The sequence below is a fragment of the Qipengyuania sp. BR81-2 genome (genome assembly GCF_055693895.1).
Window position 1 is genome coordinate 2,273,321 of the sequence record NZ_CM146344.1, and the last position, 16,687, is coordinate 2,290,007.

The 16,687-nt window shown below is 62.9% G+C and carries 21 protein-coding genes and 1 tRNA gene; 13 read left to right on the forward strand and 9 right to left on the reverse strand.

Going from position 1 to position 16,687, the window contains the following annotated elements; all coding sequences use genetic code 11:
* Window positions 1–106 precede the first annotated feature (106 nt).
* Window positions 107–364: a hypothetical protein gene (locus ACZ1G8_RS11470; RefSeq protein WP_221428712.1), complete on the forward strand. Its 258-nt coding sequence runs from the start codon at window positions 107–109 to the stop codon at window positions 362–364.
* A 30-nt stretch (window positions 365–394) separates the two neighbouring features.
* On the opposite strand, the gene ACZ1G8_RS11475 is transcribed toward ACZ1G8_RS11470, so the two are convergent.
* From ACZ1G8_RS11475 to ACZ1G8_RS11490, 4 genes are read right to left on the reverse strand one after another with little or no spacing between them, the layout of a single operon-like run.
* Window positions 395–832: a hypothetical protein gene (locus tag ACZ1G8_RS11475; protein WP_472679519.1), complete on the reverse strand. Its 438-nt coding sequence runs from the start codon at window positions 830–832 to the stop codon at window positions 395–397.
* Entirely contained in the window at window positions 829–1,605 is a 777-nt protein-coding gene (locus ACZ1G8_RS11480) for a cyclase family protein (protein ID WP_472679520.1), read from the reverse strand. Before ACZ1G8_RS11480 ends, ACZ1G8_RS11475 begins: the two co-directional genes overlap by 4 nt.
* A gap of 11 nt (window positions 1,606–1,616) precedes the next feature.
* Entirely contained in the window at window positions 1,617–2,753 is a 1,137-nt protein-coding gene (gene aroB / locus ACZ1G8_RS11485; RefSeq protein ID WP_472679521.1) for a 3-dehydroquinate synthase, read from the reverse strand.
* Window positions 2,744–3,313 (reverse strand): shikimate kinase, encoded by a 570-nt coding sequence (locus tag ACZ1G8_RS11490; RefSeq protein ID WP_472679522.1) that lies wholly within the window; start codon window positions 3,311–3,313, stop codon window positions 2,744–2,746. Before ACZ1G8_RS11490 ends, aroB begins: the two co-directional genes overlap by 10 nt.
* Before the next feature lie 70 nt (window positions 3,314–3,383).
* Between ACZ1G8_RS11490 and ACZ1G8_RS11495 the strand changes: the two genes are divergently transcribed.
* The 5 genes from ACZ1G8_RS11495 (at window position 3,384) to ACZ1G8_RS11515 (ending at window position 8,813) form a co-directional block, all read left to right on the forward strand.
* Window positions 3,384–3,524 (forward strand): hypothetical protein, encoded by a 141-nt coding sequence (locus ACZ1G8_RS11495; protein ID WP_221428707.1) that lies wholly within the window; start codon window positions 3,384–3,386, stop codon window positions 3,522–3,524.
* Window positions 3,521–5,383 (forward strand): hypothetical protein, encoded by a 1,863-nt coding sequence (locus ACZ1G8_RS11500; protein ID WP_472679523.1) that lies wholly within the window; start codon window positions 3,521–3,523, stop codon window positions 5,381–5,383. The genes ACZ1G8_RS11495 and ACZ1G8_RS11500 overlap by 4 nt, the downstream gene beginning before the upstream one ends.
* Window positions 5,384–5,393: 10 nt before the next feature.
* Window positions 5,394–6,272 carry a tyrosine recombinase gene (locus ACZ1G8_RS11505; RefSeq protein ID WP_472679524.1) on the forward strand — a complete coding sequence of 293 codons (879 nt, stop codon included), beginning with the start codon at window positions 5,394–5,396 and terminating at the stop codon, window positions 6,270–6,272.
* A gap of 10 nt (window positions 6,273–6,282) precedes the next feature.
* A complete protein-coding gene (locus tag ACZ1G8_RS11510) occupies window positions 6,283–7,227 on the forward strand; it encodes an acetyl-CoA carboxylase carboxyltransferase subunit alpha (protein ID WP_472679525.1) in 945 nt (314 codons plus the stop codon).
* 119 nt (window positions 7,228–7,346) lie between these two features.
* A complete protein-coding gene (locus tag ACZ1G8_RS11515; protein WP_472679526.1) occupies window positions 7,347–8,813 on the forward strand; it encodes a M48 family metalloprotease in 1,467 nt (488 codons plus the stop codon).
* 87 nt (window positions 8,814–8,900) lie between these two features.
* On the opposite strand, the gene ACZ1G8_RS11520 is transcribed toward ACZ1G8_RS11515, so the two are convergent.
* Window positions 8,901–9,074, reverse strand: a complete 174-nt coding sequence (locus ACZ1G8_RS11520; protein WP_221428702.1) for a Flp family type IVb pilin — start codon at window positions 9,072–9,074, stop codon at window positions 8,901–8,903.
* 130 nt (window positions 9,075–9,204) lie between these two features.
* Window positions 9,205–9,393 (reverse strand): Flp family type IVb pilin, encoded by a 189-nt coding sequence (locus tag ACZ1G8_RS11525; RefSeq protein WP_472679527.1) that lies wholly within the window; start codon window positions 9,391–9,393, stop codon window positions 9,205–9,207.
* Window positions 9,394–9,509: 116 nt separating this feature from the next.
* Here ACZ1G8_RS11525 and ACZ1G8_RS11530 point away from each other — a divergent pair, with 116 nt between their 5' ends.
* The gene (locus ACZ1G8_RS11530) at window positions 9,510–9,881 is read left to right on the forward strand and encodes an NUDIX domain-containing protein (RefSeq protein WP_472679528.1); all 372 of its coding nucleotides are present in this window, start codon (window positions 9,510–9,512) and stop codon (window positions 9,879–9,881) included.
* 64 nt (window positions 9,882–9,945) lie between these two features.
* Window positions 9,946–10,022, forward strand: a tRNA-Arg gene (locus ACZ1G8_RS11535).
* A gap of 48 nt (window positions 10,023–10,070) precedes the next feature.
* Here the strand turns inward: ACZ1G8_RS11535 and ACZ1G8_RS11540 are convergent.
* The gene (locus tag ACZ1G8_RS11540; protein ID WP_472679529.1) at window positions 10,071–10,469 is read right to left on the reverse strand and encodes a metallopeptidase family protein; all 399 of its coding nucleotides are present in this window, start codon (window positions 10,467–10,469) and stop codon (window positions 10,071–10,073) included.
* Window positions 10,470–10,699: 230 nt separating this feature from the next.
* Between ACZ1G8_RS11540 and ACZ1G8_RS11545 the strand changes: the two genes are divergently transcribed.
* From ACZ1G8_RS11545 to folE, 3 genes are read left to right on the forward strand one after another with little or no spacing between them, the layout of a single operon-like run.
* Window positions 10,700–11,056 carry a hemerythrin domain-containing protein gene (locus ACZ1G8_RS11545; protein WP_472681245.1) on the forward strand — a complete coding sequence of 119 codons (357 nt, stop codon included), beginning with the start codon at window positions 10,700–10,702 and terminating at the stop codon, window positions 11,054–11,056.
* Window position 11,057: 1 nt separating this feature from the next.
* The gene (locus tag ACZ1G8_RS11550; RefSeq protein WP_472679530.1) at window positions 11,058–12,614 is read left to right on the forward strand and encodes a phospholipase D-like domain-containing protein; all 1,557 of its coding nucleotides are present in this window, start codon (window positions 11,058–11,060) and stop codon (window positions 12,612–12,614) included.
* On the forward strand, window positions 12,611–13,222 hold the full coding sequence (gene folE / locus ACZ1G8_RS11555; protein ID WP_472679531.1) for a GTP cyclohydrolase I FolE: 612 nt from the start codon (window positions 12,611–12,613) through the stop codon (window positions 13,220–13,222). The genes ACZ1G8_RS11550 and folE overlap by 4 nt, the downstream gene beginning before the upstream one ends.
* Before the next feature lie 392 nt (window positions 13,223–13,614).
* Here the strand turns inward: folE and ACZ1G8_RS11560 are convergent, their stop codons facing one another.
* On the reverse strand, window positions 13,615–13,869 hold the full coding sequence (locus ACZ1G8_RS11560) for a hypothetical protein (RefSeq protein ID WP_472679532.1): 255 nt from the start codon (window positions 13,867–13,869) through the stop codon (window positions 13,615–13,617).
* Between the two features lie 82 nt (window positions 13,870–13,951).
* The gene (locus tag ACZ1G8_RS11565; protein ID WP_222404963.1) at window positions 13,952–14,434 is read right to left on the reverse strand and encodes a peroxiredoxin; all 483 of its coding nucleotides are present in this window, start codon (window positions 14,432–14,434) and stop codon (window positions 13,952–13,954) included.
* A gap of 177 nt (window positions 14,435–14,611) precedes the next feature.
* Here ACZ1G8_RS11565 and ACZ1G8_RS11570 point away from each other — a divergent pair, with 177 nt between their 5' ends.
* Both ACZ1G8_RS11570 and ahcY read left to right on the forward strand, forming a co-directional pair.
* Complete coding sequence (locus ACZ1G8_RS11570) at window positions 14,612–15,070, forward strand: S-adenosyl-L-homocysteine hydrolase (protein ID WP_472679533.1); 459 nt, start codon at window positions 14,612–14,614, stop codon at window positions 15,068–15,070.
* Window positions 15,071–15,203: 133 nt separating this feature from the next.
* A complete protein-coding gene (gene ahcY / locus ACZ1G8_RS11575) occupies window positions 15,204–16,613 on the forward strand; it encodes an adenosylhomocysteinase (RefSeq protein ID WP_472679534.1) in 1,410 nt (469 codons plus the stop codon).
* The last annotated feature ends 74 nt before the right edge of the window (window positions 16,614–16,687 follow it).

The window sequence follows — 16,687 nt, forward strand, 5'->3', positions numbered from 1 at the left end:
GGGGTCGGGGCGCGTTTCAAGGTAAACGCACTTTTAAGAAATTCCCGCCGTTGAGATACTGCTCGCCTTCGAGTCGCTTCTGACACATGCAAACAGGAGCAAGCACATGGCACACAGGGGAACAGGGTTCTTCGACGGCAGGGGCAATTATCACAAGACCCCTGAAGACGCGACGATCAGCGATCTCGCTGGCATTCTGGGTAAGATCGGTGAAGGCGACAGCCTCGCGCCGGGGATCGCGCAGATGCTTCTCGACCGCCGCAGCGAAATCGAGCGTCTCTTCGCCGAGCACGACGTGATGATGGCCGAATACCAGCCGCATGGCGCTGGCAAGGTCACGCCGATCAAGGCGCGCGCGAGCTGACCTGCCGACACGGATGTGTCGGCAGCCAGATCAGAAGGTATCTGAGAACCGGAAATTGGTGATGATCCAGCCCTTCGGCACGTTGTCGACGGCGAAGGTCCATCGCACCAGCAGTTCACGGTGCTGGCACACATAGTTGTATTTGATCCGCAGTTCCGAAGCGTGCTCACGTTCCGACATGATGCACTTCGTGACAGGTCCATAGATTTCGTAGACCGTCCGAACCTGTCCGGCGAGCACGTTTACCTCGGCCTTCTTCGATGCGAAAATCTCGCTCTTACTGGTAATCAGTTCGATAGCCGCAGCGGTATTGCCCGCTTCGAGCTGCGCAAGCACTGGCTCGACGACCGCCTGCGAAGCCTCATAGTCGGCCGGGGAGGGCGATGACATGATCTCTGCGCTGCCTTCATGGGCGGCTAGTGGAGCGGCGAGGAAGGCGAGGGGGAGCGGGATGTATCTCTTTGTCATTCCTCGCCTTCTATCATCGCAACCGCGCGAATCCAGCCTGCACTTGCCCGCTCGATCTTCACGGGGAAGCAGCTGAAGGTGAAGCCGTGTGCTGGCAGGCTTTCGAGATTGGTGAGCTTCTCGATCTGGTAATAGGGCCGGATACGGCCCGCCTTGTGGCCTTCCCAGATGATCGAGGGGTCGCGCTTTTCCGCCCAGCGCTTCGCCGTGTGGCTGAAGGGAGCGTCCCAGCTCCACGCATCGGTGCCGACAACCTCGACACCGCGTTCGGTCAGCCAGAGCGTTGCCTCCGCACCAAGCCCCACGCCCTGGTCCGTGAAATTCTCGGTGCCGTAGACCGCGCCCGACTGCACCAAAACGATATCGAGCGGCTGGAGGTCGTAGCCTAATGTGTCGAAAGCTTCCTCGACCTCTGCCGCGCTCACCACGTGGCCATGCGGGAGGTGGCTGAAATCGAGCTTCACACCCGGGCGCAGGAAGCGGTCGAGCGGTGCTTCGTCGATACTCGGTGCGGGACTTGCTCCGTCATCGGTGGTCGAATGGTAGTGCCACGGCGCGTCCATATGGGTACCGTTGTGCGTCGAGAGCTCGAGCATCTCGACCGCCCAGCCTTCGCCGTCGGGCAGGTCTTGCTTCTCGAGGCCCGGGAAGAACATGGCGATCTGCTCCCACGTGTTCTCGTGGGTCATGTACTGGATCTTGGGCCGCATCACCTCCGGATCGGAGACGACGTCGTTGGTGATCGGGATGGAGAGGTCGATGAAGCGCGTCATGGACGCGGAGGTTAGTGCGCCTGGAGCTGCTCGTCGAGGAAGTCCGCGATATCGTCCATCGCGACATCGCGCGCGAGGTAAGCCTCGCCGATCCCGCGCAGCAAGATGAAGGGTAGGGTGCCTGCATCCATCTTCTTGTCGTGCAGCATGTGGTCGGCAAGCGTCTTGCCGCCGCAATCGAGGCCGAGCGCGGAGATTTCCGCGGGCAGGCCCGCTGCGTCGATTGCGCGGGTCACGCGCTCTGCATCGGCAGAGGATATCTCACCGCGTCGCGCCGAATAGCGGGCCGCCAGGACCATGCCGAGCGCGACGGCCTCCCCGTGAAGCAGCTTGTCGGAAAAGCCGGTTTCCGCCTCGAGCGCATGGCCGAAGGTATGGCCGAGGTTAAGGAGAGCGCGGACGCCACTCGTCTCGCGCTCGTCTTCGGCCACGATCCGCGCCTTGGCGGCGACACTGGTCGCCACTGCGTGCGTGAGCGCCTCGTTCTCTAGCGCGAGCACGTCCTCTCCGTTCTCTTCTAGCCAGGCGAAGAACTCCGCATCGCCAAGCAGGCCGTATTTGAGCACTTCCGCATAGCCCGCCCGCAGTTCTCGCGCCGGCAGGGTCGAAAGCGCGTCGAGATCCGCCAGAACCAGCGAGGGTTGGTGGAAAGCGCCGACAAGGTTCTTGCCCGCCGCGGTGTTGATCGCGGTCTTGCCGCCGACCGAACTGTCGACCTGCGCCAGCAGGGTGGTGGGCAATTGCACGAAGCCGCAGCCACGTTTGAGGATGGCGCAGGCAAAGCCGGTGAGATCGCCAACGACGCCGCCACCGAGTGCGAGCACGTGATCTCCACGTTCGATTCCTAGTTTGAGAAGCCAGTCGACAAGATCTTGCAGCGACTGCCAACTTTTCGAACCTTCGCCCGGTTCGACAATGTACCACTCGATCTCGTAGCCATCTGATGCGAGTGAATGGGCCAATCTTTCTCCATGGCCCTTCATTGCATTTCTATCGGCGACGACAGGTACTTTTCTGCGCTTTTCGTAACCGCCAGCGTGATAGCGCTCGATAAAGTCGCGGGCTTGGACGATCGCGTCCTCCAACAGCCCGGCGCCAACCATGACTTCGTAGCTGCGGCCGGCAAGTTCGACGGGGATTACCGCCATGCGGCCAGCTCCTCGAGAATGCGCGCGACGGTCGCCTCGTGCGGGCCGTCGTCGGTCACGACATGGATTTGCGCTTGCGAATAGGCGGGACTGCGCTGTTCCTTGAGATTGAAAAGGATTTCGCGCGGGTCACCAGTCTTGAGCAGGGGGCGGGTGTCCTTGCGCGAAGTACGCTCGACCAGCGTGTCGAGGTCGCAGTCGAGCCAGATCGCAAGGCCATTCTCCAGCACCAGCGCGCGGGTCTCGTTGTCGACGAAGGCGCCGCCGCCGGTAGCGATCACGCCGTGACCTTCCTCCATCAGCCGCGCGATCACGCGTCGCTCGCCGTCGCGGAAGTAGGCTTCGCCATGGGCCTCGAAGATCTCGCCGACGCTGCGGTTGGCAGCGCGTTCGATCTCCTCGTCGGCATCGACGAAGCTTCGGTCGAGCGCGCCCGCAAGCCGCCTGCCGATGGTAGACTTGCCCACGCCCATCAGCCCGACGAGCACCAGCGGTCGGTCGATGCGCGCAGCAATTGCGGCAGTGTCGATATCGTAGGCAGGGGAAGACGTGTTGCTCATTGCCGGTGGGGTTATAGATGCGCTAGGGCGCGGGCAAGACATCGGATTGTTCACCGGGGATACGAAAAACTTGGCCGTCAAACGCTCGCGCATCGCAGGGATCGTCATTCTCGGCTTGGTCGCCATCCTTGTCGTCGCATGGATCGACGGGGGCGAAGAGCCGCTGCATCCCATCTCGCAGCCGGTGGAAATCCCGGAGAGCGCACGATGAAGCGCGCGGCCCTCCTTGCCGGAGCAGCGCTGGTCCTCGGTTCGAGTGCGGTACTCGCCCAGCGGGCGCCTGAAAGCCTGCTCCCGCCCGGTGTCGGCACGCCGACGCCCACACCGACACCCACGCCCAGGCCGACGGCAACTCCCACCCAGGCACCTGCCCCTTCGTCGCCATCAGCACCGTCCGCTCCTGCAGCGCCCGCAGGCGGCGGAGAGGTCGTGCAGCAAATTCCCTCTACATCGGGCCCTGTCGATGTGTCCGGCGTGACATTGTCGGACATCCCATCCGTCGAGGAACTGGAAGAAATGACCGTCGACGATCTCGACGACCTTCTGGGCCTCAAGCCGCGATACGACATTCCGCCCGCCGCACGCCGCTCGACCGAGCGTGTCGGCATCATCGGCGAGGCCGAAGGCGGCCTGCCTGTCGGATCGCTCGCCCGTCAGCCTGCCTCGATCGTGCGTGCGGCCTTGGCCAATACCACGCAGCCGCTCGTGTCGCGCTGGGGGCATATCGTCCTGCGCCGTGCACTGGCGAGCCGCCTGAATGCACCTGCCGGGATGGACCCGGTGGCGTTCGCATCGCTGAGGGCCGCGACGCTCAATGCCATGGGCGAACATGCCGCCGCGCGCGCGCTCGTGCAGGACGTCGATACGGCGGACTATTCCGAGGATCTCACCACGGCCGCGCTCGATGCGCATATCGGGACCTCGGACATTCTCGGCACCTGCCCGGTGGTGCGGCTGGGCCAGTCGGAACGTGACGACCTGCAATGGTCGATGCTCGAGGGCATCTGCTCGGCCTATGCGGGCGAGACGACCGCTGCCAACAACGACCTGCGCCGCCTGTTGAGCCGAACCGAGGACGACCGCATTGACGTGCTGCTTGCGCAGCGCTTTGCCGGGGCCGCAGGATCGGGACGCCGCGCCGTCACCATCGAGTGGGACGATATCGAGTCGATGACGCCCTGGCGCTTCGCCCTGTCGAACGCTCTGGGCGAGCCGATCCCTGAAGGCCTCTCCGAAACGCTCGGGCCGTATTACCTGAAAGCCAGCGCGAGCACGCCTGCATTGCCGGTTGCCCAGCGCCTTCGCGGAGCGAGCCTTGCGGCTGCATCTGGCATCCTCTCGGCGACCGCGATGGTCGATCTCTATTCACAGATCTACGCCGATCGGCAGGAGGACAGCAACGCCGAGGAGGCGATCGCGCGCGCGGCCAGCCTGCGCAACGCCTATGTCGACCCCGATGCCGGCCAGCGCATGGCCGCCATTCGCGAGGTCTGGAACGGCGAGGACGGATACAGTGGCCTCGTGCTGACCGCCTACGCGGCTGCGCGCCTGACGCCTTCGGACGATTTTGCAGACGATGCGCCCGAGCTCATCGCCTCGATGCTGACCGCCGGCCTCGATCGAGATGCGATGCGCTGGGCAGGCGTGGTCGAAGTCGGCAGTGTCGGGTGGGCCCTGCTAGCACTTGCGAACCCGCAGGACGTGCAGGTGACCGACGGCCAGCTCGACACATTCGAGAGCGACGACAACTCCGCCGGTCAACGCAAGTCGCAGATGCTGCTGGCGGGTCTTGCCGGTCTCGGCCGCACCGACAGCGACAATATCGCCGAATACAGCGAACGGCTCGGCGTGAACCTGTCGGCGCAGACATCCTGGACCCGCATGATCGAGAAAGCCGCTGTCGCAGACAATGCCGCGCTGGTGGTGATCCTCGCAGGCCTGGGCATGCAGGGCACCGACTGGGACCAGATGACCGCGCGTCACCTCTACCATATCGTCTCCGCGCTCACCCGCGTGGGGCTCGAAGCGGAAGCCCGGATGATCGCCGCGGAGGCGGTCGCACGGGCCTGATGCCCGCAAGATGAGCGATATCGAGGATTTCCTCGCAATGCTCGCCGCAGAACGCGGCGCGGCGCGCAACACGCTGCTCGCCTACGGTCGCGACCTGCGACAGGCAGAGGAGATGCTGGGCGTGACGCTGGCCGAGGCGAAGCCTGCGCAACTGGCACGACTGGGGCAGGGCTGGTCCTCGCTCGCGCCCTCGACGCTGGCGCGGAAGGTCTCTGCGCTGCGGCAATATTACGGGTTCCTGATCGACGAGGGCGATCGCGAGGACGACCCCACCCACGCGCTCCCGCGGCCCGCGACGCGGCGGCCGCTGCCCAAGATCCTCGGCCACGCACAAGTCGAGGCGCTGTTCCAGCGCGCGGAGCAGGAGGCGAGCGGCGACAAACCCGAGGCGGTGCGCCTGCTTGCCATGCTCGAACTGCTCTACGGCTCGGGCCTCCGCGCGACCGAGCTGGTGTCGCTGCCGCTGTCCGCAGTTCCGCGCGACGAGCCCTTCCTGACGGTGACAGGCAAGGGCGGGCAGGCGCGGCTCGTGCCCGTGAGCCGGCGTGCGAAGAAGGTCCTCTCGCGCTGGCTTGCCGTGCGCGACGCTGGATCGCAGTGGCTGTTTCCCTCGCGAAAAGGACACCTGAGCCGCGTCCGCCTGTTCCAGATGCTGAAGGAACTGGCTGCGCGCGCGGGCCTGCCGCCCGAAAAACTCAGCCCCCACGTCCTGCGCCATGCCTTTGCCACGCATTTGCTGGGGGGCGGGGCGGACCTGCGCGCATTGCAGACCCTGCTCGGCCATGCCGACATCGCCACCACGCAAATCTACACCCATGTCGATGCCGCGCGGCTCGTGAAGCTGGTAAACGAGCGTCACCCGCTTGCGCAGGCCCGCCGTAGCGACTAGCGGACTGCCGATGGTTTCTTATCTCGAATTCGAAAAGCCGGTTGCCGAGCTCGACAAGCGTATCGCCGAACTGCGCGACGCGTCGGAAGGCGACGATGTCGATATTTCCGCGGAACTGAAGCGCCTCGAGAAGAAGAGCGCGCAGCTGCTTGCGAGCACTTACGAGGCGCTGTCCCCGTGGCAGAAGACACAGGTCGCGCGGCACCCCTCGCGCCCGCATTTCCGCGACTACGTGGAGCATGCATTCGACGAATTCGTGCCGCTCGGCGGTGACCGCGCATTCGGCGAGGACGAGGCGATCCTCGGCGGCTTTGCCAAGCTCAACGGCCGCAAGGTCGTGCTGATTGGTCACGAGAAGGGCAACGATACCGCGAGCCGCATCCGCCACAACTTCGGCATGGGTAAGCCCGAGGGCTATCGCAAGGCGATCCGCCTGATGGACATGGCGGGTCGATTCGGCCTGCCTGTGGTGACGCTGGTGGACACTTCGGGTGCTTTCCCGGGTGTCGAAGCCGAAGAGCGCGGACAGGCGGAAGCCATCGCCCGTTCGACCGAAGCCTGCCTCGCGCTTCCCGTCCCCATGGTCGCGACCATCGTGGGCGAGGGCGGTTCGGGCGGCGCTGTCGCGCTTGCCAGTGCCGAGCGCGTGCTGATGCTCGAACACGCGGTCTATTCGGTGATTTCGCCCGAAGGCTGCGCCTCGATCCTGTGGCGCACCGCGGAAAAAGCTCCCGATGCGGCCGAGGCGATGAAGATCACCGCCCAGAACCTCGAAAAGCTCGGCGTGATCGACCGTATCGTCAACGAGCCCGTGGGCGGCGCGCATCGTGACCCGCAGGCAATGGCGAAGGCGCTGGGCGATGCTATCGGCGAAGAGCTAGACATGCTGTCAAACAAGTCGGCCGAGGAACTCAAGCGCATGCGTGAGGAACGCTTCCTGCAAATGGCAGGCTGATCCGCTGCTTGCACGGGGACGGGAACAAAGCGGCCCATCCCACTGTTCTCCCAAGGTAAACGAATCGGGCCTGCGTACCGGCACCAAGATCGCGCGCGGCCTCCACGAGGGAGTATCGCATGTCGCGCACCAGAATAGCCGCCACTTCCACCACCGCCGTCCTGTCGCTTGCGCTTGCAGGCTGCATGGGAGGCAATATCCCAGATGCTTCTGCTCCGATCACGCAGAGCGAAGCGCAGACCGGGGCCGAGGCTCACCCGCAGCTGCTCGCCGAATTCGGTGGCGCGATGACGGGCAGCCAGGCGGTCTATGTCGAACAGGTCGGCAAGAACATCGCGGTCCAGTCGGGCCTTGCAGGTGCACGTGACAGCTTTACCGTCAGCCTCGTCAACAGCCCGGTGAACAACGCTTTCGCGATCCCCGGCGGCTATGTCTACACGACGCGCCAGTTGGTGACGCTGATGAATAACGAGGCGGAACTCGCCGCAGTGCTCGGCCACGAAGTCGGCCACGTCGCGGCGCGCCACTCGCAGCGCCGTCAGGCTGCTGCGCAGCGCAACTCGATCCTGGGTGCTGCCGGGGCGATCCTTTCGGGCATCCTGCTTGGCGGAAATCCGCTCGGCCAGCAGCTCGGCCAGGCCGCGCTGCAGGGCTCGCAGCTGCTCACTCTCAAGTTCTCGCGCAGCCAGGAGCTCGAGGCCGACGAGCTGGGCATCCGCTATTTGAACACTGCGGGTTACGATCCGCGCGCGATGGGTACGGTGCTCTCCAGCCTCGCGGCGCAGAACGCACTCGACGCCCGCCTTCAGGGCCGCGACGATGCGCGTCTCCCCGAATGGGCCTCGACCCACCCCGATCCCGCAAGTCGCGTGCAGACCGCGCTCAACAAGGCGGCCGGAATGACCGGCACGATCAATCGCGATACCTTCCTCACCCGCATCGACGGGCTGGTCTATGGCGATGATCCCGAGCAGGGCGTCGTGGAAGGACGTCAGTTCATCCATCCCGAACTGCGTCTCGCATTCACTGCGCCGCAGGGCTTCTACATGGTCAACGGAACGCGGGCGGTGACGGTCAACGGCCAGTCGGGCCGGGCGCAATTCACGCTCGCCCAGTACAATGGCGACCTCAACAGCTATGTGAACAGCGTTTTCAGCTCATTGAGCCAGCAGCAGCAGATCCGGCCGTCGAACATCCAGCGGACCACGGTCAACGGACTGCCGGCCGCTTATGGCACCGCGCGGGTGAACAACGGACAAAGCCAGGTCGATGTGACCGTCTTCGCGTACGAGTTCAGCAACGACCGCGCCTACCACTTCCTCGGCATTACGCCTGCGGGCAGCGCCAGTACGTTCAACCAGATGTATTCGTCGGTGCGCCGTATCTCGACACAGGAAGCGGCCAATGTCGTGCCGCGCGTGCTCGACGTCATCACGGTCGCACGGGGCGATACGGTCGCTTCGCTTTCGCGCCGGATGGCTTATTCCAATGCGCAGGAGGAACGCTTCCGCGTCCTCAACGGCCTTGCCTCGGGTGAAGAAGTCCGGGCTGGCCAGAAGGTGAAGATCGTCGTCCGCGGAAGCTAGGGCGACGTTTCACCAATCCGTTTCAGGCAAAGAAAAAGGCGGCGAGGAATGATCCTCGCCGCCTTCTTCATGAGATGCTTGCGTCGATTAGACGTTAGCAGTCTGCATCGTGGTCGACACGGTGCCGAAGGTCGTGTTCAGCTCGTTACCGAGGGTCTGCATTGCAGTGATAGCAGCAACGGCGATCAGAGCAGCGATCAGGCCGTATTCGATAGCGGTTGCACCTTCTTCGTTGCGACGCAGCTTGTTGATGAACTTCATGTGTAGTCTCCTGGTTCAGTCTTCGTACCCGACTCTCACCGTGTCCCACGGCTTGAGCAATCCTCGTTCTGACGCCGACAAGTTGACAAATCGTAACTCGATCAGCGCTTTTAGACCTCGCAGCGTCTTTTTAGACGCCGGCCGACTGGTTAGCCCCCTGAGTGGCCAACGAGATCCGATCCCACATCTGAATGGAAGTCTGTCCAAAGCTCTGGACAGCACCAATCATCGCAAGAAAGACCAGCGCGAGGATCAGCCCGTATTCGACTGCAGTTGCACCGCGGTCGTCGCGTTTCAGTTTCTTGAAGAACTCGACCACTTCGGTTGCCCCCAATGTCAATTCGTAGCTGACAGGGGTTAGGTAATCGCCCAGGTGTTAAGAAAGTGTTTCGAGGTTTGAACGATTTGCAAAATATCCCGACAATAACATTGGTCGTGGCGCTGGCGCTCGATGACGGGGCGGGGCGCTGGCTCATGCACAGGCGGCCCGATCACAAGCATCATGGCGGCTTGTGGGAGTTTCCCGGCGGAAAGGTGGAATCGCACGAAACGCCCGTAAATGCGCTGGTTCGGGAGATTTCGGAAGAGCTGGGAATCACCATCCGCGCGGGTGACCTCGCGCCTGCAGGTTTCGCGCAGGAAGACGAGAACGCGCGCGAGCGCCCGATTGTCATACTCCTTTACACATGCGCCCGCTGGGAGGGGAACCCGCTGCGCTGGAAGGGGGCGCTGTCGACTGGTTCAGTCCCGATGCGATCGCCGAACTGGCCAAGCCGCCGCTCGATGTGGAACTCGCTGCAGGGTTGATGCAAAAAAAGGCGGATTAGGTGTTGCCAAGTTCAGGCCACCTGCCTATTTGCCGCCCTCCAACGCGCCAGTAGCTCAGCTGGATAGAGTACCTGACTACGAATCAGGCGGTCGGAGGTTCGAATCCTTCCTGGCGCGCCATAAAAGCCCATGACCCGCAAGGGTCGTGGGCTTTTTTGGTTCTGGTGGTCAGTCGGCCTGGTCTTCCAGCCAGTGCATGTCGTCGTCGCTGAAGCCGAAATGGTGGCCCGCCTCGTGGATCACCACATGACGCACCAGGTCGTCCATGCGCACGCCGGTCTCGCGCCACTCGGCGATCAGCGGCTGGCGGAAGAGCCAGATCCGCGCGGGCATGCGGTGGCTTTCCCATACCGAACGTTCGGTCAGGGCCACGCCTTCATAGAGGCCGGTCAGTTCCCACTTGTCGGAAAGCTCGACCGATTCGAGCTGTTCGGCAGTGGCGAAATCCTCCACCCGCATCACGATCTCGCCCATTTGCTGGCGGAATTCTTCCGGCAGGTTGGCAACGACGCTTTCTGCCATCTGCTGCATCTGCGCCTGCGTCGGACCGGTTCGATCGTGCATCATGGTCCTGATATGCGGTGCACGGATATCGCATTCAAGGATGCTCGGAACCGGGGTGCGCTCCACCTGTTCTCCAATGGAAAAGGAGATTTGCCCCATGTCAGACGCCACCGAGATTTTCGCCAAGCTCAAACAGGACCACGACAAGCATCGCGAACTGCTCGACAAGCTGCTCGAGACCACCGGCGATTCTGCCCGAGCGCAAGGAACTCTTCACCGAGCTGACCAAGGAACTGAAGAGCCATGCCGCTGCCGAAGAGCAGGCGCTCTATTCCACCATGCTGCGCAAGCCGCCGACCACCGGCGAGACACGCCACTCGGTTGCCGAGCACCATGAAATCGACGAGGCGCTCAACGATCTCGCCGCGACCGATATGTCCGAAGGCGGATGGCTGACGAAGTTCAAGAGCTTCGAACACCGCTATCGCCACCACATCGAGGAAGAGGAAGACGATCACTTCCCCGATTTCGAGAAGCATCTCGACGAGAAGGACATGGAGCACATGCGCAAGGTCTTCGAACGCCGGAAGAGCGAAGAGAAGGCCGAGGCCGAGGTGACGCCAGAGGCCAAAGAGGACGCGAAGGACTAGCATGTCGGGGGAGGGGGCACCCCAGGACACGGAGACCGATCCGAAGCGCGTCTCGCGGCTGGACGACGGCGTGTCGCCCAGCGTCTGGCGCTATGCGAAGGTGGACCGGGCAGCCGTCATCATCGACGCGGCGGATTATTTCGCCGCGATGCAGGCGGCCATGCTCAATGCAAAGCACCGCATTTTCCTTATCGGTTGGGACTTCGACACGCGCATCCACCTCGCCGAAGGACGCAGGTGGTGGCAGAAGGGCTGGAAGGACAAGTATCCGTCGCGGCTGGGCAGTTTCTTTACCTGGCTGGTCCGCCACCGCCCGACGCTGGAGATACGCATCCTCAAATGGAGCTTCGGCCTCTTCAAGTTCGCGGTGCGCGGTTCGATGTGGTGGGACCTTGTTCGCTGGCTGCGGCACCGGCGGATCGACTTCAAGTTCGATACCGCGCACCCGGTCGGTTGCAGCCATCACCAGAAGATCGCGATCCTAGACAACACGCTTGCAGTGTGCGGCGGGATCGACATCACTGTCGGCCGCTGGGACACGCGTGAGCACAAGGAGGACGATCCTCGGCGCAAGACCCCGCGCGGCAAGGATTACGAGCCCTGGCACGATGCCTCCATGATGATGGAAGGCGAGATCGCCGATGCGCTGAGCGAACTCGGGCGCGATCGCTGGGAGAGGGCAGGCGGCAAGCCATTGCTGCCCATAAAGCGGCGCGAGGAAAGTTTGTGGCCCGAGGGACTTCAGGTCAATTTCGAGAATGTCGAAGTCGGTATCGCCCGCACGCGCGCTGCCTACCGCGACTGGGAGGCGGTCGACGAGATCGAGCACCTGTTCGTCGAGCACATCCGCAAGGCCAAGCACTTCATTTATGCGGAGAGCCAGTATTTCGCCTCGCGCTCCATTTGCGAGGCGATCGTCGAGCGCCTGCACGAGGAAGACCCGCCCGAGATCGTGATCGTGCACCCGAAAAACGCCGACGGCTGGCTCGAACAGCAGGCGATGGACCATGCGCGCGCCGAGCTGGTGCGCTGCATCGAGGAGGCCGACGATCACGGCCGCTTCAGTATCTGGAACCCCTACACCGGCGAAACCCCGATCTATGTGCATGCGAAGGTGATGATCGTCGACGATCGCATCTTCCATATCGGCTCGGCCAACATGAACAACCGCTCGATGGGGCTCGACAGCGAATGCGACATCTTTATCGACTGCGAGCGGGAAGGTAACGAGCACGCCAGCGAAGCGATTGCGAAGATCCGCCATTCGCTGCTCGCGGAACATTGCGGTCTTGAGGAAGACGAGGTCGCCGAACTGCTCGAACTCCACAAGGGCATGGCGACGATGATCGACCATTCGACGACCAAGGACGGACGCAACCTCGTGCGCTACCATCCGCCGGACCTCAGCGATATCGAGGAATCGATCGCCGAAAGCGGGTTTCTCGATCCCGAGGACCCGGACGACATGTTCGAGCCGTTTGCAAAGGGCGGTCTTTTCCGCAAGGGAAGCCGCCTGCAAAGCATGCGCGCCAAATTCAGAAGGAAAAACGGTAAGTGAGCAGCCTGGTCGGACCCGACGAAGACGATCCCCGCGGTAAGCCCCCGGTCCCCGAGAACGTGCAGGACGCGATCCGCACGCTGATCGAATGGACGGGCGATGATCCGACGCGGGAAGGCCTGCTCGATACGCCCGCGCGCGTCGCGCGCGCGTGGAAGGAATACTGTCTCGGCTACGAGGAAGACCCCGGTTACCACCTCAGCCGCGTGTTCGAGGAAGTGGGCGGCTACAACGAGATTGTCCTCTTGAAGGACATCCCGTTCCAGTCGCACTGCGAACACCACATGGCACCGATCATCGGTAAGGCGGCGATCGCCTACCTGCCCAACGACCGGGTGGTCGGCATCTCCAAGCTCGCGCGCGTCCTTCACGGATATGCGCGGCGCTTGCAGGTCCAGGAGCGCCTGACCGCTGAAGTCGCCGACTGCATCTGGGATAACCTGCAGCCGCATGGCGTGGCCGTGGTGATCGAGGCCTCGCACAGCTGCATGACGGCCCGCGGCGTGCGCACGCCCGGTGTCGGCATGGTCACCAGTCGCATGATGGGCACGTTCCTTGAAGACCAGCGCAGCCGCAAGGAAGTGCTGAGCCTGATGGGGTATGGCTGAGCAAGCTTACCAGGGCGGGGCACCGTCCCCTCCCGGACCTCTGTGCTTGCGATCCGATTTTCCCGGCCATTTGTAGACGGGGTTGGCAGGTTTCTCTGGTTCTTCCGGTACGAACCACATGATCCATAGCGACAGCAGCCCGCTTACGACTATTGCCAACGCTCCGAGAACCGCGGGGAAGACCATACGGTTCAGCCCAATGATTAGCGGACTGCGAAGATATGTGCTTCGAGGCTCATCGAGAGGGCAGACAAGATCAAGATAGGCCTGTGTCGAAGATGTACCTTTCGCGCCTATCGAGCAATCTATGAGGGTCATCACCGCCGTGAGCCCAATCAGTCCGAGCCCGCACAGCGCAAGCACCCGCATGTGGTAGAGCAGTCGGTTGCGCATCAGCGGAATAGGCGGGCGAAGAAGCCGGACGTCCTTCGCTTCGGCGCTGTCTCGCCGGCCAGTTCGTAAAGGTAATTGCCCAGCTGGACCGCCTGCTGCTTGGACATGAAATAGCGGTACTCGCGCACGTCCTCGCTGCTGTCGACGAGCTTGCTCGTGCTCTGCATCAGCAAGGCGATCTTCTCGCCCGCCGGATCGGCCTTCCAGCCCAGCAGCATGCCGAAAGCGTCCTTGTCGGTTGGTCCCTGTCCCATGGCCAGAAAGACTGCGCCCCGCCGTGCCGGTTGGCAAGGCGGGGCGCCGCTTTGTCCGCAATGGGACCTTCTGTTTCGCAGCTCAGGACATCTGCGAGAGCATGTGTTCCGCGCTCGAGACCTTGAAGTCCCCGGGCTCTTCGACATTGAGTTGCTTCACGACGCCGTCCTCGACCAGCATCGAGTAGCGCTGGCTGCGCTGGCCCATGCCGAAACCGGTGAAGTCGGCGGCGAGGCCGGTCGCCTGCGCAAAGTCGCCATTGCCGTCTGCCAGCATGGTGATGTCCTGGCTGCCGGCAGCCTGGTTCCACGCGCCCATGACGAAGGCGTCGTTGACGGCAGTTCCGACGATCTCGTCGACACCCTTGTCCTTCAGCTCGCCCGCCTTCTCGACGAAGCCGGGCAGGTGCTTGGCAGAGCACGTCGGGGTGAAGGCACCAGGAACGGAGAACAGTGCCACGGTCTTGCCCTTGAAATAGTCAGCGGACTGGACCTGCTCGGGGCCTTCGGCAGTAGCCTTGACCAGCGTTACGTCGGGAAGGCGGTCGCCTACAGCGATTGTCATTTGTTAAGTTCTCCTGTGTCTTTCAGCGCACACTCCCGATCTAGTGCGATGGGCCGTGCATGCAAGTGTGCTGGATGGTTAACCGCGGTTTACTTCGGACCTTTAAATGGGGGTAAACTTTTTGCACGCATGTTCCAGTTGCAGGCAAGGGACGCCTGCCGACGGGAGACCAGGGACATGCTTTTCAAGAAAACTATTGCAGCCGCCGCGACGGCCGCTGCCCTTACCATGACGCCTACCGCCGCATCTGCAGGAAGCCAGCACGAGCAGGTCCGCAAGCTCGATATCATGCTGATGGTGACCTCGCTCCGCTGCCGCATGGGCGAACACGATTTCCAGCCGCACTATCGCAAGTTTTCTGCCAACCACATCACGGCGCTCAACCACGCTGCCCGCAATCTCGAGAGCGGCCTGGTTGCACGCCACGGCAAGAAAGGCGCCAAGCGCGCACTCGACCGCATCAGCGTCGGCATGGCCAACCAGTATGGCCAGGGCCATCCCTGGCTCGGCTGCCAGGAGCTGAAGGAAATCACGCACGAACTTTCGAAGTCGGACGATCTCGAGCGTCTTGCACCAGGCCGCCGCCGAGCTGCTTGGACCGGCACCGCGCAGCGGGGACGCTGGGCGCGCCGCTAAGGCCTTTCGGGATCAAATGAGGTAGAGCGGAGGGGCAGTTGCTCTGCCTCCGCTGAAAGGCTAGGGGCGGCGCTCGAAGGTGCCGCCCCTTCTTCGTGCGCGGCGTAAATTCCATCATTATCAAGGATCGCCCGTGACCGAATTCACCGATTACGTCATCAAAGACATTGGCCTTGCCGAATATGGCAAAGAAGAAATCCGCATCGCCGAAACCGAGATGCCGGGTCTGATGGCCACGCGCGAGGAATATGGCGCTGCGCAGCCGCTCAAGGGCGCGCGCATCACCGGCTCGCTCCACATGACCATCCAGACTGCCGTCCTCATCGAGACGCTCGTTGCGCTTGGCGCAGAAGTGCGCTGGGCGACCTGCAACATCTACTCGACGCAGGACCACGCCGCAGCCGCGATCGCAGCGCAGGACATCCCCGTCTTCGCCGTGAAGGGTGAAAGCCTCGCCGAATACTGGGATTATGTCGGCAAGATCTTCGACTGGTCGAGCGATGAAGATCCCGATTGCACCACCAACATGATCCTCGACGATGGCGGCGATGCCACCATGTTCGCGCTGTGGGGTGCCCGCATCGAGGCCGGCGAGGAAATGCCCGCGCCGACCAATGCTGAAGAAATCGAAATGCAGCGCGCGCTCAAGGAATTCGTCGCCAAGAAGCCGGGCTACCTCACCAAGTCGGTCAAGGCCATCAAGGGCGTTTCGGAAGAAACCACCACCGGCGTGCACCGTCTTTATCACCTCGCCAAGGCGGGCAAGCTGCCGTTCCCGGCGATCAACGTGAACGACAGTGTCACCAAGTCGAAGTTCGACAACCTCTACGGCTGCCGCGAATCGCTGGTCGACGCGATCCGCCGCGCAACCGACGTGATGCTCTCGGGCAAGGTCGCCTGCGTCGCCGGCTTCGGCGATGTCGGCAAGGGTTCGGCGCAGTCGCTTCGCAATGGCGGTGCGCGCGTGCTCGTGACCGAGATCGACCCGATCTGCGCCCTTCAGGCCGCGATGGACGGCTTCGAGGTCGTGACGATGGAAGACGCCGTGAAGCGTGCCGACATCTTCGTCACCACCACGGGTAATGAAGACGTGATCACCGCCGAGCACATGAAGGCGATGAAGCCGATGAGCATCGTTTGCAACATCGGTCACTTCGACAGCGAGATCCAGATTTCGGCGCTCGACAATTACGAGTGGACCGAACTCAAGCCGGGCACGGACCTCGTGAAGTTCCCCGATGGCAAGGAAATCATCGTTCTGGCCAAGGGCCGTCTCGTGAACCTCGCCTGCGCCACCGGCCACCCCAGCTTCGTGATGAGCTGCTCTTTCACCAACCAGGTGCTGGCGCAGATGGAACTGTGGCAGAACGACGACCAGTACGAGAACGACGTATACGTCCTGCCTAAGAAGCTCGACGAGAAGGTGGCTGCGCTCCACCTCGACAAGCTCGGCGTCAAGCTGACCAAGCTCAGCCAGACGCAGGCCGACTACATCGGCGTTCCGGTGGAAGGGCCGTTCAAGCCCGAGCACTACCGCTACTAAGCACTATCGGGCGCGCGCCATGCGTTTTTCATGGCGCGCGCCTGAATCTTCGAGTTGCATCAATGCCGCAGGGC